General features: G+C 61.2%; 18 protein-coding genes. 7 read left to right on the plus strand and 11 right to left on the minus strand.

Annotation, left to right across the window (positions count from 1 at the left end; translation table 11 throughout):
* Nucleotides 1-23 precede the first annotated feature (23 nt).
* The 3 genes from vioA to GJA_RS09120 form a co-directional block, all read right to left on the minus strand.
* A complete protein-coding gene (vioA, locus tag GJA_RS09110) occupies nt 24-1,178 on the minus strand; it encodes a dTDP-4-amino-4,6-dideoxy-D-glucose aminotransferase VioA (protein ID WP_051780544.1) in 1,155 nt (384 codons plus the stop codon).
* Complete coding sequence (locus tag GJA_RS26085) at nt 1,175-4,381, minus strand: tetratricopeptide repeat protein (RefSeq protein ID WP_081905306.1); 3,207 nt, start codon at nt 4,379-4,381, stop codon at nt 1,175-1,177. The genes vioA and GJA_RS26085 overlap by 4 nt, the downstream gene beginning before the upstream one ends.
* 234 nt (nt 4,382-4,615) lie before the next feature.
* On the minus strand, nt 4,616-6,292 hold the full coding sequence (locus GJA_RS09120; protein WP_174525955.1) for an electron transfer flavoprotein-ubiquinone oxidoreductase: 1,677 nt from the start codon (nt 6,290-6,292) through the stop codon (nt 4,616-4,618).
* 232 nt (nt 6,293-6,524) lie between these two features.
* Between GJA_RS09120 and GJA_RS09125 the strand changes: the two genes are divergently transcribed.
* On the plus strand, nt 6,525-7,301 hold the full coding sequence (locus tag GJA_RS09125; RefSeq protein WP_038491221.1) for an SDR family oxidoreductase: 777 nt from the start codon (nt 6,525-6,527) through the stop codon (nt 7,299-7,301).
* 78 nt (nt 7,302-7,379) lie between these two features.
* On the opposite strand, the gene GJA_RS09130 is transcribed toward GJA_RS09125, so the two are convergent.
* On the minus strand, nt 7,380-7,946 hold the full coding sequence (locus GJA_RS09130) for a LuxR C-terminal-related transcriptional regulator (RefSeq protein WP_038491225.1): 567 nt from the start codon (nt 7,944-7,946) through the stop codon (nt 7,380-7,382).
* A gap of 177 nt (nt 7,947-8,123) precedes the next feature.
* Here GJA_RS09130 and GJA_RS09135 point away from each other — a divergent pair, with 177 nt between their 5' ends.
* Both GJA_RS09135 and GJA_RS09140 read left to right on the plus strand, forming a co-directional pair.
* Nucleotides 8,124-8,822, plus strand: coding sequence for a CoA transferase subunit A (locus tag GJA_RS09135; RefSeq protein ID WP_038491229.1), 699 nt, complete (start codon nt 8,124-8,126; stop codon nt 8,820-8,822).
* 27 nt (nt 8,823-8,849) lie between these two features.
* The gene (locus GJA_RS09140; protein WP_038491232.1) at nt 8,850-9,500 is read left to right on the plus strand and encodes a CoA transferase subunit B; all 651 of its coding nucleotides are present in this window, start codon (nt 8,850-8,852) and stop codon (nt 9,498-9,500) included.
* A 200-nt stretch (nt 9,501-9,700) separates the two neighbouring features.
* On the opposite strand, the gene GJA_RS09145 is transcribed toward GJA_RS09140, so the two are convergent.
* From GJA_RS09145 to GJA_RS09155, 3 genes are all read right to left on the minus strand, one after another.
* Entirely contained in the window at nt 9,701-10,105 is a 405-nt protein-coding gene (locus tag GJA_RS09145; RefSeq protein WP_038491235.1) for a DoxX family protein, read from the minus strand.
* Nucleotides 10,106-10,267: 162 nt separating this feature from the next.
* Nucleotides 10,268-11,272 (minus strand): oxidoreductase, encoded by a 1,005-nt coding sequence (locus tag GJA_RS09150; RefSeq protein ID WP_038491238.1) that lies wholly within the window; start codon nt 11,270-11,272, stop codon nt 10,268-10,270.
* A 116-nt stretch (nt 11,273-11,388) separates the two neighbouring features.
* Entirely contained in the window at nt 11,389-12,033 is a 645-nt protein-coding gene (locus GJA_RS09155; RefSeq protein WP_051780549.1) for an NAD-dependent epimerase/dehydratase family protein, read from the minus strand.
* Between the two features lie 273 nt (nt 12,034-12,306).
* Here GJA_RS09155 and GJA_RS09160 point away from each other — a divergent pair, with 273 nt between their 5' ends.
* Nucleotides 12,307-13,230, plus strand: coding sequence for an AraC family transcriptional regulator (locus tag GJA_RS09160; RefSeq protein ID WP_038491241.1), 924 nt, complete (start codon nt 12,307-12,309; stop codon nt 13,228-13,230).
* 134 nt (nt 13,231-13,364) lie between these two features.
* On the opposite strand, the gene GJA_RS09165 is transcribed toward GJA_RS09160, so the two are convergent.
* Nucleotides 13,365-14,672 carry a dicarboxylate/amino acid:cation symporter gene (locus tag GJA_RS09165; RefSeq protein ID WP_038491244.1) on the minus strand — a complete coding sequence of 436 codons (1,308 nt, stop codon included), beginning with the start codon at nt 14,670-14,672 and terminating at the stop codon, nt 13,365-13,367.
* A gap of 343 nt (nt 14,673-15,015) precedes the next feature.
* On the opposite strand from GJA_RS09165, the gene GJA_RS09170 reads away from it, so the two are divergent.
* From GJA_RS09170 to GJA_RS09180, 3 genes are read left to right on the plus strand one after another with little or no spacing between them, the layout of a single operon-like run.
* Entirely contained in the window at nt 15,016-15,897 is an 882-nt protein-coding gene (locus GJA_RS09170) for an alpha/beta fold hydrolase (RefSeq protein WP_038491246.1), read from the plus strand.
* Nucleotides 15,898-15,954: 57 nt separating this feature from the next.
* A complete protein-coding gene (locus GJA_RS09175) occupies nt 15,955-16,305 on the plus strand; it encodes a RidA family protein (RefSeq protein WP_038491249.1) in 351 nt (116 codons plus the stop codon).
* Between the two features lie 15 nt (nt 16,306-16,320).
* Complete coding sequence (locus GJA_RS09180; protein ID WP_038491252.1) at nt 16,321-18,579, plus strand: RelA/SpoT family protein; 2,259 nt, start codon at nt 16,321-16,323, stop codon at nt 18,577-18,579.
* A 21-nt stretch (nt 18,580-18,600) separates the two neighbouring features.
* On the opposite strand, the gene GJA_RS09185 is transcribed toward GJA_RS09180, so the two are convergent.
* The 3 genes from GJA_RS09185 to GJA_RS09195 form a co-directional block, all read right to left on the minus strand.
* A complete protein-coding gene (locus GJA_RS09185) occupies nt 18,601-19,557 on the minus strand; it encodes a cation diffusion facilitator family transporter (RefSeq protein ID WP_038491255.1) in 957 nt (318 codons plus the stop codon).
* 124 nt (nt 19,558-19,681) lie between these two features.
* On the minus strand, nt 19,682-20,548 hold the full coding sequence (locus tag GJA_RS09190) for a pirin family protein (RefSeq protein ID WP_038491258.1): 867 nt from the start codon (nt 20,546-20,548) through the stop codon (nt 19,682-19,684).
* A gap of 53 nt (nt 20,549-20,601) precedes the next feature.
* The gene (locus GJA_RS09195) at nt 20,602-21,201 is read right to left on the minus strand and encodes an FMN-dependent NADH-azoreductase (protein WP_038491261.1); all 600 of its coding nucleotides are present in this window, start codon (nt 21,199-21,201) and stop codon (nt 20,602-20,604) included.
* Between the last annotated feature and the right edge of the window lie 45 nt (nt 21,202-21,246).

The raw sequence follows: 21,246 nt of genomic DNA on the forward strand, positions 1-21,246 counted from the left end.
CAAAAACGGGTATCAAGACAGTGTCAGACCGCGGCCGCCGCCAGGCTGGCGGGAGTGAGCGCCGGTGGCGCGGCGGCGATCAGGGCGGCGATCTGGTCGACCTTGTCGAATTCCAGCGCCGGATAGATCGGCAGGCAAATCACTTGCTGCGCCGCCAGCCGCGCCACCGGCAGGTTGTCATGCGCCGCCGACGGCATGCCGCGGTACATCGGGAAATCGCTGATGAGCGGATAGAAATAGCGCCGCGCATAAATATTGTGCTCGCGCAAATGCTGGTACAGCGCATCGCGGCTGATGCCGTAGCCGGGCCGCACCAGGATAGGGAAATAGGCGTGGTTGGCTTGTTCCTCGCTGGCCGGGCGCAGGCAATCGATGCCCGGCACGAGCGCCAGCTGCTGCCGGTAGCGCGCATCGATGGCGCTGCGCCGCTGGCGTGCCGCATCGATGCCTTTTAATTGCAGCAAGCCGAACGCGGCGTTGATTTCGCTCATCTTGCCGTTGATGCCGGCCGCCACCACCGTCACTTCATCGACAAAGCCGAAATTCTTCAAATGGTCGATGCGCTGCTTGGTCTTGGCGTCGGGACAAATGATGGCGCCGCCTTCGAAGGTATTGAAAATCTTGGTGGCATGAAAGCTGAGCACCGACAAGTCGCCGTAATTGAGCACGCTGCCGCCCTGGTGGCGCACGCCGAACGCATGCGCCGCGTCATAGATCACTTTCAAGCCATAGTTGTCGGCGATTTTTTCGATCGCTTCGACATCGCAGGGCTGGCCATAACAATGCACCGGCATGATCGCCGTGGTGTGCGGCGTGATGGCGGCCTCGATGCGGGCCGGGTCCAGGTTCAGCGTGTGCGGATCGATATCGGCGAAGACCGGCTTGATGTTATTCCACAGCAGCGAATGGGCGGTCGCGACAAACGAGTACGGCGTGGTGATCACTTCGCCGTTGATGCGCAGCGCTTGCAGCGCCGTCATCAGCGCCAGCGTGCCGTTGCTGAACAGGCAGATATGCTTGACGCCCAGGTATGCGCACAGCGCCTGCTCCAGCTGCTGGTGGAACGGGCCGCCATTGGTCAGGATCTTGTTTTCCCAAATCGTTTCCAGATAGGGGATGAAATCCTGCAAGTCGGGCAGCAGCGGCTGGGTGACGTAGGTGGGCTTGGTCGGGCTCATGCTGTTTCCTGGCCGGCCAGCGCTTCGAACGGCGCCGCCGGCAAGCCGGCGCACCAGCGTTGCCACATGCTGCGCAAGCCGCTTTCCAGGCCGGCGGCGATCAGCGCCGGCTGGCCCATCGCGGATGCTTCCAGGCGTTGCCGCATGGTCAAACGCAATGTCGCGAGGAACATGATATTGTCAGCCACAAACTTTCCCTTGCGCACAAAATCGTCTTCATCCCGGGCCGCGAATGCTTCCAGTCCGGTGTGTTCGAGGATCGACGCGCCAGCCCGGCTCGGCAACGTCGGACCGGCCACGGTCAGCGTCGGCACGCCCATCCACAAGGCATGGAAACTGGTGGTGCCGCCGGTGTACGGGAAAGTGTCGAGGCAGACATCGACATGGCGGTGCAATTCCAGGTAGGTGCGGTTATCGGTGCGCAACTGGAAAGTGAGCCGCTCGGCGGCCACGCCTTCCTCGGCAAACCAGCCGCGCAGCGTGTCGCTGATGCGCTCGGACGGCATGGCGGCCAGGAACATGCGCGCATCCGGCACCGCGCGCAGCAATGTCGACCAGCGTGCGATGACGGCGCGGCTCAGCTTATTGGCCCGGTTGAAGCTGCCGAACGTCAGATAGCCATTCTGGAGCGCCGGCGCCGGGCTCATCGTCGGTGCTTCATGCGACGGCAGGAATGGCGCGCAGGCTGGCAAACTCAGCAGTTTTTCGCTGAACTGCTCGTCCAGCAGGCCGGGCGGGGAAAAGTGCCGGTCGGTCAGGTAATAGTCGACTGCCTGCAAGCCGGTCGTCAGCGGATAGCCGATCCAGCTCGCTTGCAGCGGCGCCGGCTTGCGCGCCAGCAGCGTCATGCGGTTGCCACCGGTGTGGCCGGACAGGTCGATCAGGATATCGATGCCGTCGTCGCTGATTTGCCGCGCCGCCTGCTGGTTCGACAGCTTGTCGATCTGACGCCACTGCGGCATCAGTTCGCGCAGCCGCGCCGTGATATGGTCGTTGCGCTGGTTGTTATAGTAGGCGTACAGGCTCAGGTCCGGCGATTTGACCAGGTTGTCGAGTACCGGCGTGATGAAGTGGGCCACCGCATGGTTGTTGAAGTCGGCCGAGATAAAGCCGATGCGCAGCTGGCGCTGCGGGTCGCGCGGATTCGGGTGCGCGGGCCAGCTGGCGATGTGCGGCGTTTCGAAGCGCTCCGCATACCGCCGGTGTTCGGCGAACAGCGCCGCCGGTTCCTGTCCGGCGCTATGGGCCAGCAAGAACAGCAGGTTGCTGTGCACGTCTTCCCAGCCGGGATTGATGTCCAGCGCCAGGCGGCAGCGCTGGATCGCGTCATCGATCCGTCCCATATTGCTCAGTACGGCGCCCAGATTGACATGCGCTTCGCGGTAGGCCGGTTCGATGTCCAGCGCCCGCAAGTAGCTGTCGATGGCCGCTTCCGGCTGGCCGAGTTCCGACAGGCAGGTGCCGAGATTGAAATGCGCGGCGGGGAAGCGCGCTTCCAGCTCCAGCGCCCGCATATAGCTCAGACGGGCCGCTTCCAGCAGCTTTTGCGCTTGTTGTGCCGAACCGATATTGCTATGGGCAATCGCCAGTCCGGGATCGATCTCCAGCGCCTGCGTGTAGGCGGCGATGGCCGCGTCGAACTGATTGTCTGCTTGCAAGGCCAGGCCGATACTGTGATGCACGGCCGCATCGGCCGCATCGATCAGCAGCGCGCGCCGGTATGACGCGATCGCTTCATCGTAGCGTTGCGAGGTTTTCAGGAAGTCGCCCAGGTTGACCAGCGCCTTGGCCGAGTCCGGCGCCAGTTCGACCGCGCGCAGATAGAGCGGATGCGCCAGTTCCGGCTGCTCGTTGCCGGCCAGCGCCAGCGCCAGCTGGCTGTGGGCATCGGCGCTGTCGGGTTGCAAGCGCAGCACTTCGCGATAGCTGGCGATCGCTTCCTCTTTGCGCTCCAGCAGGTACAGCACTTGCCCCAGATTGCTGCGCGCCGCGACATGCTGCGATTGCCATACGATGGCGCTGCGGTAGGCTTGCACGGCGTCGTCGAAGCGGTCCAGCGCTTGCAGGCATTGTCCCAATCCATTGTTGGCGTTGGCGTCGCGCGGCGCCAGGCGCAAGGCGTGGCGATAGCTGGCCTCGGCCTCGGCGTGGCGTTTTAGCTGGTGCAACGCGGCGCCGCTATTGCTGTGCGCCGCCACATAGGCCGGATCGAGTTCCAGCGCGCGGCGGTAGCTGTCGAGGGCCGCCGGGTAATCTTGCATCGCTTGCAGTGTATTGCCCAGGTTGCAATGAATTTCCGCATCGTCGGGCAACAGCAGCAGCGCGCTGCGGTAGCTGCCGGCAGCGGCGTCGAATTGTTGCAGTTCCTTCAGTGTATTACCCAGGTTGAAATGGGCCAGCGCATAATCCGGCCGGACCTGCAACGCGCGCCGGTAGCTTTCGGCGGCGTCCTGCAAACGGCCTTGCGCCAGCAGCGCGCCGCCCAGGTTGCTGTGCGCTTCGGCAAAATCGGGCTGGATTTCCAGCGCCCGCAAATAACAGTCGATCGCCGCGTCGAACTGGCCGGCGGCTTGCCAGGCGTTGCCCAGGTTGCCGTGCGCTTCGGCGTCATGCGGCGCCAGCGCTACCGTCTTTTGCAATGCTTGCAGCGCATCCTTGCCTTGCACTTGCAAGGCAGTCCCCAGCACGCTCCAGCCAAACGCCGATTCCGGATAGGCTTCCAGCAGGCGGCGCGTGGCGTTTTCCATTTGTGGATACTGGCCGGCATGGTACAGGCCGACGATTTCATCGATGTCTTGCTGGCTGGGCGCATCGGCCGCGGCATCGGCCGCCTGCTGCGCTTCCAGCCGCAACGCTTGCGAGGCCGGATTGTCGAGCCCGCGCGCGATCGCGGTGCTGACGATGTCGAGCGCCTCGGCCGGCTGGCCGGCTTTCAGCAAACCCGTGGCGTAGGACAGCCAGAACTGGCCCTCGTCGGGATTGACCGACAGCGCCTTGTGCAGATAGGGCAGGCCGGCTTGGTATTGGCCAAGCTGGCCGGCCAGCAAACCCAGGTTGTGGTTGGCAATTGCGTGAAACGGCTGCGCCTCCAGGATGCCCAGATACAGTTCCTCGGCTTGCTGATAGCGGCCGGCCTGATGTTCGGCGATCGCCTGTTCTAATGCTGCATCGAGGGGCAAGGCTGGGGAGACGGTAGCGCTCATGGAATAAATGCATGGAAATGTTTGCCAACAGGAATTGTAACTGTTGGACTTGAATAATAGAAACTTTCCGACAGCAATTCTTTTGAATGCTTGTGACGCGACAAATAATTGTTGCGCCAGCGCGCTTGCCCAGGCCTTGTCCTTGCCGGGCAAATGACAGCGGCGCGGTCCCGAAGGCGCCGCGCCGCTGCCTGGTGTCACTTTGGCGTTACTTTTGTGTTGCCTTAAAACCGCTTACATATTCGGATAGTTCGGTCCGCCGCCGCCTTCCGGCGTGACCCAGACGATATTCTGGGTCGGATCCTTGATATCGCAGGTTTTACAGTGCACGCAGTTTTGCGCATTGATTTGCAGGCGGTCGGCACCGTCGTCGGCCTTGATGAATTCATACACCCCGGCCGGACAGTAACGCGCTTCCGGGCCGGCATAGGTCGACAGGTTGACGTCGACCGGCACGCTGGCGTTTTTCAGGGTCAGGTGGATAGGCTGGTCTTCGGCGTGGTTGGTGTTGGAGATGAACACCGACGACATCTTGTCGAAAGTCAGCTTGCCATCCGGTTTCGGATACACGATCGGCGTCGATTGCGCGGCCGGCTTCAGGCATTCATGGTCGCCGTGGCTGTGGTGCAAGGTCCAGGGCGCCTTGCCGCGGAACACGATCTGGTCGATGCCGGTCATCAGGCTGCCCAGGTACAAGCCTTTCGACAGCCATGGCTTGACGTTGCGCGCGACATGCAATTCCTCGTGCAGCCAGGACGCTGCGAACGCCGTCGGATAGGCGCTCAACTCGTCGTGCTGGCGCTGTTCGCCGAGCGCGTCGAAGGCCGCTTGCGCCGCCAGCATGCCGGACTTGATCGCCGCGTGGCTGCCCTTGATGCGGCTCATGTTCAGGAAGCCGGCGTCGCAGCCGATCAGCGCGCCGCCCGGGAATACCAGTTTCGGCAACGATTGCAGGCCGCCGGCGGTGATCGCCCGCGCGCCATACGAAATCCGCTTGCCGCCTTCGAAGAAAGTGCGGATCGCCGGATGGGTTTTATAGCGCTGGAATTCTTCGTACGGCGACAGATATGGGTTTTCATAATTCAAGCCGACCACGTAGCCGACCATCACCTGGTTGTTTTCCATGTGGTACAGGAACGATCCGCCATAGGTTTTCGCATCCAGCGGCCAGCCGGTCGAGTGGATCACCAGGCCCGGCTGGTGCCGGGCCGGGTCGATTTCCCACAATTCCTTGATGCCGATGCCGTACGATTGCGGGTCCTTACCCTTGTTCAAGTCGTACTTGGCCATTAATTGCTTGCCGAGGTGGCCGCGCGCGCCTTCGGCGAACAGGGTGTACTTGGCGTGCAATTCCATGCCCAGCTGGAAATCCGCACCAGGCTGGCCATCGCGCTTGACGCCCATATTGCCGGTTGCCACGCCCTTGACCGAGCCATTCTCGTGGTACAGGATTTCCGCGGCCGGGAAGCCCGGGAAGATTTCGACGCCCAGCGCCTCGGCTTGCTGGCCCAGCCAGCGCACGACATTGCCCAGCGACACGATGTAATTGCCATGGTTTTCAAAACAGGCCGGCACCGCGAAGTTCGGCGTCTTGAGGGCCTTGGTTTCGGTCAGGAACAGGATGCGGTCTTCGCTCACTTCGGTGTTCAGCGGTGCGCCCAGTTCTTTCCAGTTGGGGATCAGTTCGGTCAGCGCCTTCGGGTCCATGATGGCGCCGGACAGGATGTGGGCGCCCAGTTCGCCGCCTTTTTCCAGTACGCAGACGGACACTTCCTGGCCCTTGTCGGCGGCCAGCTGTTTCAGTTTGATTGCCGCAGACAAGCCAGCGGGGCCGCCGCCGACGATGACGACGTCATACTCCATCGTGTCGCGCGGGCCGTATTGTTCAACAATATTAGTGGGCTGTGTCATGGTCTCGGATTCGAATTATGGTGAATGGGGAAATTTAAGCACGAGTGTGCTTGTTTTTGGCGCGAATTGCAACTTTCGCGCCATTTTGCGTGACATTATTAGACGCTGCAATCTAATCCTGATAATTTGTGTAATCATGGCGACTACTTTCGCGCGCGGCGAATAACGGCGGCTTGCCATCGTGCCGCGTGCTGCGCAGTAACTTATCAAAAACAAATACAGGGAGTAGCTCGTGGGCATAGAAGTCAACTTTGAGGGCAAGATCGCCCTGATCACCGGCGCGTCCAGCGGACTCGGCGCCCGTTTCGCCAAAGTGCTGGCCCAGGCCGGCGCGCAAGTGGTGCTGGCGTCGCGCCGTACCGAGCGGCTGAAGGAGTTGCGCGCCGAAATCGAAGCCGATGGCGGCGCCGCGCACGTGGTGGCGCTCGACGTCACCGATTACGCCAGCATCAAGTCGGCCATCGCGCATGCCGAAACGGAAGCGGGACCGATCGATATCCTGGTCAACAATTCAGGCGTCTCGACTACCCAGCGCCTGGTCGACGTCACGCCGGAAGACTACTCCTTCGTGATGGACACCAATTTGCGCGGATCGTTCTTCGTCGCCCAGCAAACCGCCAAGCGCATGATTGCGCGCGCCAAGGGCGACCCGAAAAAGCAGCACCGCATCATCAACATCGCATCGATGGCCGGCTTGCATGTGATGCCGCAAATCGGCGTGTATTGCATGAGCAAGGCCGGCATCGTGCACATGACCCGCGCCATGGCGGTGGAGTGGGGCAAGTACGGCATCAATACCAATGCGATTTGCCCGGGTTATATTTCGACCGAAATCAATGAAGATTATTTCGCCACCGAACAAGGCAAGAAATTGATCGAAATGCTGCCCAATAAACGTCCCGGCAAGCCGGAAGACCTGGATGGCCTGCTGTTGCTGCTGGCTGGCGAAGATTCGCACTTCATCAACGGCGCCATCATTTCAGCCGATGGGGGCATGACTTCTTTTTGATGCAGGTCAAAAAGAAGTCAACAAGAGCGTCTGACACAACGTTCAGCAGCGGCCGCTTGGCGGGATTGGCGGTTCGACTCAGCGCGGCAACTGCAATCCCACCAATTTATGCACCAGTTCCGACGAGGTCGCCGCCGCGAACTTGCGCATCAGCTTGGCGCGGTGCATTTCGACGGTGCGCGGACTGAGGTCGATCTGGCGCGCGATCAGCTTGCTGGTCTTGCCCTCCACTAACAGCGCGGCGATTTCGCGTTCGCGCGGCGTCAATTCCGCCGTCACCGGGCGTTTTTCGCTGACGTCCTCGAAGGTCCAGATGCCCGGCCCGAGCGGCGCTTGCGGCTTCATCGCGTGGCCGGTGACATGGCACCAGAATAATTCCCCATTGGAACGGCGCATGATGCGTTCGTCCGAATAACGTCCCTTGGCATTCATGATCGGAATGATGCGGTCGCCCGTGCGCAGGAATTCGTCCAGCGTAGGGTACAGTATCTGGAACGACAGGCCGACCAGGTCGCCGCGCGCATAACCGAACATCGCCGCCAGCGCTTCATTGCAGCCATGGATGATGCGGTTTTCCGAGATGCACATGCCGACCGGTGCGTGCAGAAAAATGCTCTCGTAATCGATGGCTTGCGGCAGATTCATGCGGGGCGATTTTTATCTGTTATAAAAAGAGTTGATCGGCGTGGTTCGTGGGGAACTTCCTGCGGCGGCACAGGTAGTTCTACGGTATTGTACTTTCGCTTGCCGTATTTTATGCTGACTTGCCGGGCGCATCCATGCGCCACGCGACACAGCTTAACAAAACAAGAAGGGACACGTATGAATAAAGTTTATCCTGACGCCGCTTCGGCGTTGGCCGGCATCGTCAAAGACGGTCAAACCATTGCCGTCGGCGGCTTCGGCCTGTGCGGCATACCGGAAGCCCTGATCGCCGCCCTGCGCGATTCCGGCGTGACCAATCTGACCGCGATTTCCAATAATGCCGGCGTCGACGGTTTTGGCCTGGGTCAACTGCTGACCACGCGCCAGATCAAGAAAATGATCGCCTCCTACGTGGGTGAAAACAAGGAATTCGCGCGCCAGTACCTGGCCGGCGAACTGGAACTGGAATTCACGCCGCAAGGCACGCTGGCGGAAAAGCTGCGCGCCGGCGGCGCCGGCATCCCGGCTTTCTTCACCAGGACCGGCGTCGGCACGATTGTCGCGGACGGCAAGGAAGTGCGCGAATTCGACGGCGAACAATATGTGATGGAACGCAGCCTGGTATCCGATGTGTCGCTGGTGAAAGCCTACATGGCCGACCGCGCCGGTAACTTGGTTTATCGCAAGACCGCGCGCAATTTCAATCCCAACGTGGCGATGGCAGGCAAGATTACCATCGTCGAAGTGGAAAAGCTGGTCGACATCGGTGAGATCGATCCGGACGACGTGCACACCCCGAGCATTTTCGTGCACCGCATCGTGGTCAACGCCAGCCCGGAAAAACGCATCGAGCAGCGCACGGTGCGCGCCGACTGATTCAGATAAAAGAATACGGAGATTATGATGGCATGGACACGTGATGAAATGGCCGCGCGCGCGGCAAAAGAGCTGCAAGACGGCTTTTATGTGAACCTGGGGATCGGCTTGCCGACGCTGGTGGCGAATTATGTACCGGAAAACATCGAGGTTTTCCTGCAATCCGAAAACGGCTTGCTGGGCATCGGCCCATTCCCGACCGATACGGAAGTGGACGCCGACGTGATCAACGCCGGCAAGCAAACCGTGACGGCCTTGCCGGGCGCGTCCTATTTCAGTTCGGCCGATTCTTTCGGCATGATTCGGGGCGGCAAGATCAACCTGGCCATCCTCGGCGCGATGCAAGTGTCGGAAAAAGGCGACCTGGCCAACTGGATGATTCCAGGCAAGATGGTCAAGGGCATGGGCGGCGCGATGGACCTGGTGGCCGGCGTCAAGCGGGTAGTGGTGCTGATGGAACACGTCGCCACCGCGAAAGACGGCACGACGTCGCACAAATTGCTGAAAAAGTGCGACTTGCCGCTGACTGGCGTCGGCGTGGTGGACGTGATCATCAGCGACCTGGGCGTGATCGAGGTCACCGACCAGGGCTTGAAGCTGGTGGAACTGGCGCCTGGCGTGACCAGGGAGCAAGTGCAGCAAGCCACTGGCGCGGAACTGGACGTCAGCGGCGTGTAAACGCTTGACGTGGGTCGGATCGACCCACGTCGCTGCTACTTAGAGCCTATCCCAGTAGATGAATACGCCCTCTTCTGGCGCCCCTCAGCAGCGGGGACTGCGTTGATCGTCGTCGCGTGGCGCGCCACGCTTCCTCCTCACGCCTGGTCCGCGCTGCTGATGCGCGGCCAGAACAAGACGCTCACTACTGGGATAGGCTCTTACGCCTTGCCGCGCAGCCCATCGATACTGAACGCTCCGGCGCCGGCCAGCGCGAAATACAGGAAAGTAAAGCAATACACCACGGCCAGTTCGCCGCCGTTGAGCATCGGCAAGAACGCTTGCGGCGCGTGCACCATGAAGTAGGCCACCGCCATCTGGCCGGACAGCAGGAACGCCACCGGACGCACAAACAAGCCGATCAGCAACAATGTGCCGCCGGCCAGTTCCAGCAGGCCCGCCGCACCCATCAGTGAAAACAATGGCAAGCCGTCGAACATGGCCTGGTAGGGCACATGGAACAGTTTCGCCATGCCGTGCTGCAAATACAGGAAACCGACGATGATGCGTAACACGCCAAGCAGGCGTGGCGTGTTGCTGGAAACGAAAGTGGCGGATGGGAACATGGCAATCTCCAATCAAAAAGAGGAAGAGTAAATGTCATGCTGCGCTGCCGATGATGTGGCAGCACAGGCACGATGGATCGTGATAAACACTATAATCATTCTCTTCAGGTTGATCATCGCCAATCTATTTGATGGATCATTTACGATTGGTTGATGATTCCCTTATTCCTCGAGATCCACACCGGTCAGTGCCACGCTCAGTTGCCACAGCCGGGCGGCGGCCTGCGGATCGAGCGCATGCGGCAGGACGCCGGTCTTGCGCGGGCCATTGCCGGTATACGGCTGGCGTGCGTCCTGCGCCGAGATGATGCTGCCGACCTCGGTATTTTCGCAATACAGGCCGCCCAGGCCGTCGAGTTGCGGGCTGGTTGCGCACCAGACGCTGGTCGATGCGCCTTGTTGCACGGTTTTCAGGTTGCGCGCAGCGTCGAGGATGGGATGGCCTTGCAGGTCGATGACGCCGGCCATGCGCAACTCTTCCTGCGTCAAATGTTTTTCCAGGCCGGTGCCGACGATGCTGCCCGGATGCAAGGAAAAGGCCCGTACGCCGTGCGCCTTGCCGCGCTGGTCCAGTTCCAGTGCGAACAGGATGTTGGCGGTTTTCGATTGTCCATAGGCGGCCCAGCGCTCGTAAGCGCGGCGCTCGAAGTGGGGATCGTCGAACACCACCGGCGAATAGCGGTGGCCCCACGACGATACCGACACCACCCGCGCGCCCCGGGCCTGGCGCAGCGCCGGCCACAGCCGCGCCACCAGCTGGAAATGTCCCAGGTGATTGGTGGCGAATTGCGCTTCGTAGCCGCGCGCATCGCGCGTCAGCGGGCAAGCCATGATGCCGGCACTGTTGACCAGCATGTGCAGCGGCTGGCCGGAATCGATGAAGCGGGCGGCGAAGGCGTCGATCGAGGCCGGGTCCAGCAAATCCATGGCCGCGATCTCGATACCGGCCAGGCCCGCCAGCGTTTGGGCGGCGCGGGCCGGATCGCGGGCCGGCGCGATGACACTGGCGCCGGCCGCGCTGAGCACGCGCGCGGTTTCCCGGCCGAGGCCGGAATAGGCGCCGGTGACGATGGCGGTCTTGCCGGCCAGGTTGATGCCGCCGATGACGTCGTCCGCGGTGGACGCGGCGCTAAAACCGGAGCCGATGGCTTGTTGTAATGGGGGCATGAGGTCTCTCTTGTGGCAATGTCAGCCCCTATTGTAGGTGGCCCGATCGGTACGAGGCATGCTTGAAAATTCGCATTACTGTCGTCTGAGTACGGATTTTTGCTGAACCGATCTTCTTATCGGTACTGGCGTATCGCCGCGTTGTCATAGATCCGCTGGCCGCCGCCGTTTTTGGCGACCCCGATCAGGCAGCGCGCCAGCGCGCCGGTATCGACGCTGAAACCGTCGGTAAAGTGGTCCACCACCCAGGCGACCGGTTCGAACAGCTTCGGTATCCAGGGCCGTGCCGTGCCTGGCCTCGCAGGCTTGATGAAGGCGGGGCGGAAAATGAAGACATTCGGGCTGAGCGCCGACAGGTGTTTTTCGGTGCGGCCCTTGATATTGCCTTGCAATGTCAGGCTTTTTTCATCCTGGTCGGAAGAGCGCCCGCTGACGAAGCAAAAGCGCAGCTGTGGATTGATCGCCAGCATCGCCCGCGCGGCGGCCAGCGCATAGTCGAAGGTGATCTTGATGTAGTCCTCCTTGCTGACTTCGGTTTGCGACACGCCCAGGCACCAGATGCACGCATCGGCTTGCAGGCTGGAGGTCAGCGCCGAGTAATCGAGAAAATCGTTGACGATGACTTCCTTCAATTTTGGATGCGCGACGCCCAGCCCGCGCCGCACCAGCGCGGTGACTTGATGGACGGCTGGATCGGCCAGCAATGCGCTTAATACTTCGCCACCGGCAAATCCGGTGGCGCCGGTCAGGATGATATTCATGAGTTTTCCTTTGACGTACACAAAGACTAAGAGCCTATCCCAGTAGTGAGCGTCTTGTTCTGGCCGCGCATCGGGAGCGCGGACCAGGCGTGAGGAGGACGCGTGGCGGGCCACGCGACGACGATCAACGCAGTCCCCGTTCCTGAGGAGCGCCAGAACAGGGCGTATTCATCTACTGGGATAGGCTCTAAGTAATGATGGCAACAAGTGTAATCCTGTTTGCCCGCACGGCGAATACTTTACAATCCGTATTAATTGCGCCATAGTCCCGAAATGATCGCCGACCCCTTTTCCGATATCCTCAAATTAGTCAGCGCTGAAACCGTCGTGTCGGGCGGCTTTTGCGCCGGCGGTTCGTGGGCGCTGCGTTTTCCGCCGCCGGACAAGATCAAGTTTTGCGTGATCGTCAAAGGAAGTTGCTGGGCCTGGCTGGACGGCGAAATACCGCTGCGGGCCGAGACCGGCGATGTGCTGCTGATCGCGGCGCGGCGCGCCTTCACGCTGGCCGGCGACCTGGATGCAGTGCCGATGGATGTCATGCGCCTGGCGTCCTGCATCGTCAACAATACCGCGCAAATCGGCGATGGCGCCGACTTCAGCCAGATGGGCGGCCATGTTCAGCTGGATCCGGTGAATGGCGCGTTGCTGGCCGACGTGTTGCCGCCGTGGATACATGTGCGGGCCGCTGCGCCGCAAGCTTCTGCCTTGCAATGGATACTCGGGCAATTGGTGCGCGAAAGCAGTGGCGAATTGCCCGGCGCCGGCCTGGCGTCGTCGCAACTGGCGCAACTGATGCTGATCCAGGTGCTGCGCGCCCATCTTGCCACGTCCGGTCCGTTGACCGCCGGCTGGCTGCGCGCCGTCAGCGACAAGCGGCTGGCGCCGGCGCTGCGCTTGCTGCATGGCGATCCGGGCCGTGCCTGGCAGCTGGAAGAGTTGGCCAAGGCGTCGGCGATGTCGCGCACTACCTTCGCCTTGCATTTCAAGACCGTGGCCGGCCTGGCGCCGCTGACTTACCTGACTGAATGGCGCATGCGCCTGGCCGAGCGCGCCTTGCGCGAAGAAAACATGCCAGTCGCGGTGCTGGCACGCTCGCTCGGCTACACTTCCGAAAGCGCGTTCAGCAACGCCTTCAAGCGCATCACCGGCAACGCGCCGAAACGCTATCGGATTGCCGCTCGGGAAGCTGGCCTGTAAACATTGCATGTCGCATATTGCGGGCCCTTGCATCGATTTCGAACAAGCATAAAAAAGGCCCCGGACATTGCTGCCTGGGGCCTTGAAACTACCGGTAAAACTGATTGTCGTTTTTGTCTGACAAATAGGATTTGTTAGCCATGCACTGCCGGCGCTACCGGGCTTGCCGCGGCAATTTCCTGCTCGCCGAAAGTCGGGTTGGCCAATTCTTTGCGCAGGTGCTCGACATCGAGTTCTTTTTCCCAGTTCGACACGACGATGGTCGCGACGCCATTGCCGACGAAGTTGGTCAGTGCGCGGCATTCGCTCATGAAACGGTCGATGCCCAGGATCAGCGCCATGCCGGCCACTGGAATGGTCGGTACCACGGCCAGCGTTGCCGCCAGGGTGATGAAACCGGCGCCGGTGATGCCGGACGCGCCCTTGGAGGTCAGCATCGCCACGCCCAGGATGGTCAGTTCTTGCCACAGGGTCAGGTCGGTATTGGTTGCTTGAGCAACGAACAATGCGGCCATGGTCATGTAGATGTTGGTGCCGTCCAGGTTGAAGGAGTAGCCGGTAGGAACCACCAGGCCCACTACAGGTTTCGAGCAACCCAGGCGTTCCAGTTTTTTCATCAGCGCAGGCAGCGCGCTTTCCGACGAACTGGTGCCCAGTACGATCAGCAATTCTTCCTTGATATACAGCAAGAAGCGGCCGATCGAGAAACCGGTCATGCGGGCGATGCTGCCGAGCACGATGAAGACGAACAGGAAGCAGGTCAGGTAGAACGAACCCATCAGTTTAGCCAGCGGCAACAGCGAAGCGATGCCGTATTTGCCGATGGTGAAAGCCATCGCGCCGAATGCGCCGACCGGCGCCGCTTTCATGATGATGTTGACCATGCCGAAAATCGCATGCGACAGGTCGTCGATCAGCTTGGTGACCGGACGGCCGCGCTCGCCCAGCAGCGACAGCGAGAAGCCGAACAGGATGGCGACCAGCAGCACTTGCAGGATATCGCCCTTGGCGAACGCATCCACGAAAGTTTTCGGGATGATGTTCATGATGAAATCGGTGGTGGTCAAATGCGTGCCGTGGGTGTACTGGGCGATCGATTTGACATCCAGCGTCGCCGGGTCGGCATTGAAGCCGGCGCCCGGTTTCAGGATGTTAGCGACCAGCAAGCCGATGGCCAGCGCAAACGTCGACACGATTTCGAAGTACAACAGGGCCTTGCCGCCGACGCGGCCGATTTTCTTGACGTCCTGCATGCCGGCGATACCGGACACGACGGTACAGAAGATGACCGGTGCAATGATCATCTTGATTAAGTTAATGAAGCCGTCGCCCAGTGGTTTCATGTCGACGGCATTGCCAGGGTAAAACACCCCGAGCAATACGCCGGCCACGATGGCGAACAGCACCTGTACATACAGGATTTTATAGAATGGCTTTTTCACGAGGTCTCCTCTAGCGGGTTGATGCCGCCATCATCTTCCCAATGATGGGGCGGCTCAATTGTGGATAACCGCAAATTTCTTAAGGAAACTTATGATTTTTACAGGAAATTAAAGCATCATGCTTGATTTATATCAGAAGTTGCCTGTAATAGAAGTTTATTTACCAAGACCCGATTGCAATTTGTTCATGTTCGGGGTGCCGTGGCAACGCCGATATCGGGTTGGTGCTGCACCGCTGCCTGCGCTACACTTCGTTTGTCCCGGTAAAATGGCATCCGCGCGCCATAAGTAATCTATCGGATCGCAGCAATACGTCGTCAGTCACCATCCACAAGGAAACGGCATGATCGAAGCAAAAGTAAAGTCTGTGCAATGTATTTCCCCCGCTGGCCTGCATCGCATGGCATATAAAGAGTGGGGCGATGCCGACAATCCGAATGTGCTGGTATGCGCGCACGGCGTGACGCGGGTCGGCGATGATTTCGACAGCATGGCGCGCGCGCTGGCTGGCGATTACCGCGTGATCTGCCCCGACGTGGTGGGCCGCGGCCGTTCCGGCTGGCTGCGCAATCCGCAGTTTTACCGCATCCCGCAATATGTCAGCGACATGGTGACGCTGCTGGCGCGCGTGCTGGCCAACGGCGAGCGGCAAACGGTAGACTGGTTCGGCACGTCGATGGGCGGCTTGATCGGCCTCGGCCTGGCGTCGCTGCCGGACAGCCCGGTCAGCAAACTGATCTTGAACGATATCGGCCCGACGCTGGCGCCGGAAGCGCTGCGGCGCATCGGCGACTATATCGGCCAGGATCTGCGTTTCCCGAGCTTCGAGGCCGGCGCCAAATTCGTGCGCGATGTATCCTTGACCTTCGGTCCGCACAGCGACGAGGAATGGCACAAGCTGGCCAGCGATGTGTTGCGCCAGGACAAGGATGGCCAGTGGGTACGCCACTACGATATGGGACTGGCCCTGCCGTTCCGTTCGGCCACGCCGGAATCGGCGGCGACCGACGAAGCGATGCTGTGGGCCGCCTACGACGCCGTGACATGCCCGACGCTGCTGGTGCGCGGTGCCGAGTCCGACTTGCTGTCGCGCGCTACCGCCGACATCATGCTGTCGCGCGGGCCGCAAGCGGAGCTGGTGGAAATCGCCGGGGTGGGCCATGCGCCGACGTTTATTCATGACGAGCAGATCGCGATCGCCAGGAAGTTTTTGCTGGGGCAGTAAGCTGGGGCAGTAAACAATACGCAATACCGATTTTGAAACGAAGGACTGAGAACTAGTATGGAAATTAAACGACTGCACGTAGGTAAACGCTTGTCCGAAGTGGCAATCCACAACAGCACCATCTATCTGGCGGGCCAGATCGCCGAAGATACGAGCCAGGACATCGTCGGCCAGACCCGCGAAGTGCTGGGCCATGTCGACCGCCTGCTGGCGGAATCGGGCAGCGACAAAAGCTGCATCCTGTCTTGCCAGATCTATCTCGCCGACATGCAGGATTTTGCCGGCATGAATGAAGTATGGGATGACTGGGTTGCTTCCGGCCACACGCCGCCACGCGCCACGGTCGAGGCCAGGCTGGCCAATCCGGCTTGCCTGGTTGAAATCGTCATTATCGCAGCCGAACGTTAGTGTTAAGGTTATCCCATGGTTTCTATCTCGGCCCCCAATAGCGCGACGTCGGAACAACTGGTACAGGGCTTGAGCGAGGCCGACAGCGTGCGCGTGCTGGCCGCGCTGGAGTACGCCACGCTTGCCTACGGCGACAAGCTGACCTTCGCCGGCCGCTCGGCGCTCGATTTTTCGATCGGCGTGGCCAATACCCTGGCGTTCTTGCGCAGCGATGCGGAAACCCGTATCGCCGGCCTGATGTTCGAACTGACGCTGATGGAGCCGGAGCAGGCGGCCGATATCGAGCCCCGCTTCGGCAAGCAGGTGTGCGACCTGGCCACCGGCGTGCGCCAGTTGATCCGCTTGCGCGCGCTGACCAACCAGGGCCAGCAGCAGGGGGCGCCGGCGGCGGGGCGCGGCAAGAATGCGGCGCAGCAAGCCGTGGCCCAGGTAGAAACCTTGCGCAAGATGTTGCTGGCGATGGCCACCGACATGCGCGTGGTGCTGGTGCGCCTGGCGTCGTGCGTGACCACCTTGCGTTACTTCGCGGAATTGAAATTGTTTAACGACATGACCCGCGATTACGGCAGGGAAACGCTGGACTTGTATGCGCCGCTGGCCAACCGGCTCGGCATCTGGCAATTGAAGTGGGAACTGGAAGACCTGTCGTTCCGCTTCATCGAGCCGGAAGCCTACAAGCGCATCGCCAAGATGCTGGAAGAAAAACGCATGATGCGCGAAGGTTTCGTGTCGTCGGCGATCCTGCGGCTGCAAACCGAACTGGCGTCGGCCGGCATCCAGGCCGAAGTGTTCGGCCGGCCCAAGCATATCTATAGCATCTGGAACAAGATGCGCGGCAAGGAACTCGATTTCACCGCGCTGTACGACGTGCGCGCGTTCCGTGTCATCGTTGCCGACGTCAAGACGTGCTACACCGTGCTGGGCGTGGTGCACAATATCTGGACCCCGATCCCAAAAGAATTCGACGATTACATTTCGCGGCCGAAACCGAACGGTTATCAGTCGCTGCACACGGTGGTCACGGCCGACGACGGCCGGCCGCTGGAAGTGCAAATCCGCACCAATGAAATGCACAGCTTCGCCGAATACGGCGTCGCGGCGCACTGGCGCTACAAGGAAGAGGGCGGTTCCAACTTCGCCGGCCAAAAGTACGATGAAAAGATCGCCTGGCTGCGCCAGTTGCTGGCGTGGAAGACCGAAGTCGCCGACGCGGTGGTCGGACAAGAGGAAATCCAGCGTGTCTGGGTCGAAAAACTGAAATCGGCCACGCTGGACGACCGCATCTTCGTACTGACGCCGCAGGCGCGGGTGCTGGAATTGCCGGTCGGCGCGACGCCGATCGATTTTGCCTACCACTTGCACAGCGATGTCGGCCACCGCTGCCGCGGCGCGCGCGTCGACGGCATCATGGTGCCGCTCAATACCCAGCTGAAAAACGGCCAGACCTGCGAAATCATCACCGCCAAGGGCGCGCCGGGCACGGCCGGGCCGTCGCGCGACTGGCTCAGCGCCGGCTACACCGTCAGCACCCGCACCCGTTCCAAGGTGCGCGCCTGGTTCCATGCGATCGACATGCAGGAAACCCTGTCGCATGGCCGGGCCATGGTCGAAAAATCGCTGCAGCGCGAAGGCAAGACCGCAGTCAACCTGGAAGCGCTGGCGCAAAAGCTGGGCTTTGCCAAGGTCGATGAATTGTTCTTGTCGGTCGGCAAGGATGAATTCAGCCTGCGCCACGTCGAACAAGCGTTGCACGACAATGGCGAAGCGCCGGTGCAGGAAGACGCGGTACTGGTCGGCAAGAGCCGCGCCTCCAGCGTCGAGCAGGGCGCCAAGTCCGGCGTGCTGGTGGTCGGCACCGAAGGCTTGATGACGGTGCTGGCGAAATGCTGCAAGCCGGCGCCGCCGGACAGCATCGTCGGTTTCGTCACGCGCGGCAAGGGCGTGTCGATCCACCGCTCAACCTGCAAGAACTTCGAGGAAATGCGCGCCAAGGCGCCGGAACGGGTGATTGTTACCGAGTGGGGCAGCGAAGGCCGCGACACGGTGTATCCGGTCGACATCTTCATCCTGGCCGGCGACCGCCAGGGCTTGTTGCGCGACATTTCCGAGATTTTCTCGCGCGAGAAAATCAATGTGATCGGCGTCAACACGCAAAGCGCCAAAGGGCAGGCGCGGATGACGTTTACCGCCGAAATCAGCGCCACCGCGCAACTGCAAAAAGCGCTGACGGTGATCAAGGATGTCAGCGGCGTGCTGGAAGCGCGGCGTAATTAAGACTGCTTGGCTGATCGCCGATCAAGCCAGCGTCCCGTGGGTCCCGTCATGCCGATGCAAACCGGCCATGCCGGCCGCTTCGGCCTGCAAGGTGATGTGGTCGATGCCGTGCTTGGCCAGCAGCATGGCCTTGATCTCGCGCAATACTTGCGGCCATTCCTGCAATTCGCGGATTTCGACATGGCCGATCAGCGCCGGCTGGCCGGGCGACATATCCCAGACGTGCAGGTCATGCACCGACAATACGCCGTCGATGTGCGCCAGATCGGCGCCGACCGCCAGGTAATCGATACCGTGCGGTACGCCTTCCATCAAGAAATGATACGACTCGCGCAGCACGCCGCAGGTCGACTTTAAAATCAGCAGCGACACCAGGATCGACAGCAGCGGATCGATCCGCATCCAGCCGGTCAGGTAGATCACGGCGCCGGCGACGATGGCGGCGATTGATCCCAGCAAGTCGCCCATCACATGCACCAGCGCGGCGCGGGTGTTCAAGCTGTTCTGGTCCTTCGACAAGACCCAGGCGACCACCAGGTTGATCAGCAGGCCGATGCTGGCGACGATGAAGACCATCGAACCATGTACGGTTTCCGGCGTGGAAAAGCGTGGTATCGCCTCGAAGATGATCCAGGCCACCACCGCCAGCATCACCAGGCCGTTGACGAAGGCGGCCAGCGCTTCCGAACGGCCGAAACCAAACGAGTGTTGCGCCGACGGCGGCCGCTTGGCGATGAATTGCGCCAGCAGCGCCAGGCCGAGCGCGGCGGCGTCGGTGACCATGTGGCCGGCGTCGGATATCAGCGCCAGCGAATTGGACATGAAACCGGCCACCACCTCGACGATCGCGAAGCTGACGGTCAGTCCCAGCGCCCATGCCAGGATGGACAGGCGGCGCTGTTCGAAAAAGTGTTCGTGCTTGGCGTCGCCCGCGCCGTGGGCGTGCAAATGGGCGGAAGAGTGGCGGTGTTCATGCATGGCGCGCTGTGCTTGGTATCGAGAACAATAACGCCAGTGTAATTCAAGTGACGGGTTAGTGTTGATCCGGAAAGAATCAACACGGGCGCCCGCTACTTGTTTGCCAGGTATTTACTGAGGCCGCTCACGCATGTTCGCCGAAGCGGCCGTCGCGGAAATCCTGCACGGCTTCGACAATCTCGGCCTGGGTGTTCATCACGAACGGACCGTATTGCGCGATCGGTTCATTGAGCGGCTGGCCGGCGACCAGGATCACCCGGCTCGCTTCGGCCGCATGGATTTCGACGCCGTCGCTGCCCGGCGTGTTGGCCAGGATCGCCATGCGCAGCGCCGGCACCGCCTTGTCGTCGACGCTGACGGCGCCGCGGAAGGTGTAGATGAAGGCGTTGTGGCCCGGCGGCAATTGCTGACTGAAGCTTGTGCCGGCCGGCAAGTCGATATCGAGGTAGACCGGTTCGGTCACTTCACGCTGCACCGCGCCGGCCACGCCGTGGCTGCTGCCGGCGATCACTTGCACCGTTACGCCGGCGTCGGTGCTGAAGCGCGGAATCTCGGCATTGCTGAAATCGCGGTACCACGGCTTGCGCATCTTGTCGCGCGCCGGCAGGTTCAGCCACAACTGGAAACCTTCCATCACGCCTTGTTCCTGTTCCGGCATTTCGGAATGGATCACGCCGCTGCCGGCGGTCATCCATTGCACGCCGCCGCTGTTCAGCAAGCCTTCGTTGCCGGCGCTATCCTTGTGGCGCATGCGGCCGGAAATCATGTAGGAAACCGTCTCGAAGCCGCGGTGCGGATGGTCCGGAAAACCGGCGATATAGTCGTTCGGCTGGTCGCTGGCAAAATTGTCCAGCATCAGGAACGGGTCGAGGCGCCGCTGCAGCGACTGGGTCAGCACGCGGTTGATCTTGACGCCCGCGCCATCCATCACGGCCTGGCCGGCGATCACGCGCTCGACGCCGCGCCCGTGTTTTACTGTGGTGTTATCCATGCTGTGCTCCTGTATGCAGCGACGCCGCGACGGCGCCGCATTCTGTTCGTCAGTTATACCAGGACCGCGTTGATCTCGGCGTCGGCCCGGGCTTGCGCCTTGGCGACCGCTTCCGGACCCAGTCCCATGCCTTCCGAGTATACGTATTGCACGTCCGTCAAGCCGAGGAAGGCGAGCATGGTATTCAAGTAGGGCACCTGGCTATCGCTGGCGCCGTCGCGATGCAAGCCGCCGCGCGACAGGCCGACATAGACTTTTTTGCCGGTCAATAAGCCGACCGGACCGTTCTCGGTGTATTGGAAGGTGACCCTGGCGCGGGCAATCGCGTCGAACCAGCTTTTCAATTGCACGGTGATGCCGAAATTGTACATCGGCGCGCCGATGACGATCACGTCCGCCGCTTGTACTTGCTGGATCAGTGCGTCATCCAGTGCGATCCGCGCCGCCTGTTCGGCAGTGCGCTGCTCGGCCGGGGTGAACAGCGCTTGCAGGGCCGCTTCGTCGAGTACCGGATGCGGTTCGGCGGCCAAGTCGCGGCGCACGACGCTGGCGCCGGGGGCGGTGACTTTGATGCGCGCCACCAGGGCGTCGGCCAGGCGGGTCGAGGCGGAACCGGTGCTGCGGGCGCTGGAATTGATTTGCAGGATGTTCATATAGTACTCCTTCAGTGAGTGTGAGCCAGGATGAGCAAGGGGTAA

Source organism: Janthinobacterium agaricidamnosum NBRC 102515 = DSM 9628, from assembly GCF_000723165.1.
Classification (GTDB): Bacteria; Pseudomonadota; Gammaproteobacteria; order Burkholderiales; family Burkholderiaceae_D; genus Janthinobacterium; species Janthinobacterium agaricidamnosum.

Bases quoted from the DNA above. Each gene is read 5' to 3' on its own strand.
- vioA (WP_051780544.1), bottom strand. From the start codon at position 1,178: ATGAGCCCGACCAAGCCCACCTACGTCACCCAGCCGCTGCTGCCCGAC.
- GJA_RS26085 (WP_081905306.1), bottom strand. From the start codon at position 4,381: ATGAGCGCTACCGTCTCCCCAGCCTTGCCCCTCGATGCAGCATTAGAA.
- GJA_RS09120 (WP_174525955.1), bottom strand. From the start codon at position 6,292: ATGACACAGCCCACTAATATTGTTGAACAATACGGCCCGCGCGACACG.
- GJA_RS09130 (WP_038491225.1), bottom strand. From the start codon at position 7,946: ATGAATCTGCCGCAAGCCATCGATTACGAGAGCATTTTTCTGCACGCA.
- GJA_RS09135 (WP_038491229.1), top strand. From the start codon at position 8,124: ATGAATAAAGTTTATCCTGACGCCGCTTCGGCGTTGGCCGGCATCGTC.
- GJA_RS09140 (WP_038491232.1), top strand. From the start codon at position 8,850: ATGGCATGGACACGTGATGAAATGGCCGCGCGCGCGGCAAAAGAGCTG.
- GJA_RS09145 (WP_038491235.1), bottom strand. From the start codon at position 10,105: ATGTTCCCATCCGCCACTTTCGTTTCCAGCAACACGCCACGCCTGCTT.
- GJA_RS09150 (WP_038491238.1), bottom strand. From the start codon at position 11,272: ATGCCCCCATTACAACAAGCCATCGGCTCCGGTTTTAGCGCCGCGTCC.
- GJA_RS09155 (WP_051780549.1), bottom strand. From the start codon at position 12,033: ATGAATATCATCCTGACCGGCGCCACCGGATTTGCCGGTGGCGAAGTA.
- GJA_RS09160 (WP_038491241.1), top strand. From the start codon at position 12,307: ATGATCGCCGACCCCTTTTCCGATATCCTCAAATTAGTCAGCGCTGAA.
- GJA_RS09170 (WP_038491246.1), top strand. From the start codon at position 15,016: ATGATCGAAGCAAAAGTAAAGTCTGTGCAATGTATTTCCCCCGCTGGC.
- GJA_RS09175 (WP_038491249.1), top strand. From the start codon at position 15,955: ATGGAAATTAAACGACTGCACGTAGGTAAACGCTTGTCCGAAGTGGCA.
- GJA_RS09180 (WP_038491252.1), top strand. From the start codon at position 16,321: ATGGTTTCTATCTCGGCCCCCAATAGCGCGACGTCGGAACAACTGGTA.
- GJA_RS09185 (WP_038491255.1), bottom strand. From the start codon at position 19,557: ATGCATGAACACCGCCACTCTTCCGCCCATTTGCACGCCCACGGCGCG.
- GJA_RS09190 (WP_038491258.1), bottom strand. From the start codon at position 20,548: ATGGATAACACCACAGTAAAACACGGGCGCGGCGTCGAGCGCGTGATC.
- GJA_RS09195 (WP_038491261.1), bottom strand. From the start codon at position 21,201: ATGAACATCCTGCAAATCAATTCCAGCGCCCGCAGCACCGGTTCCGCC.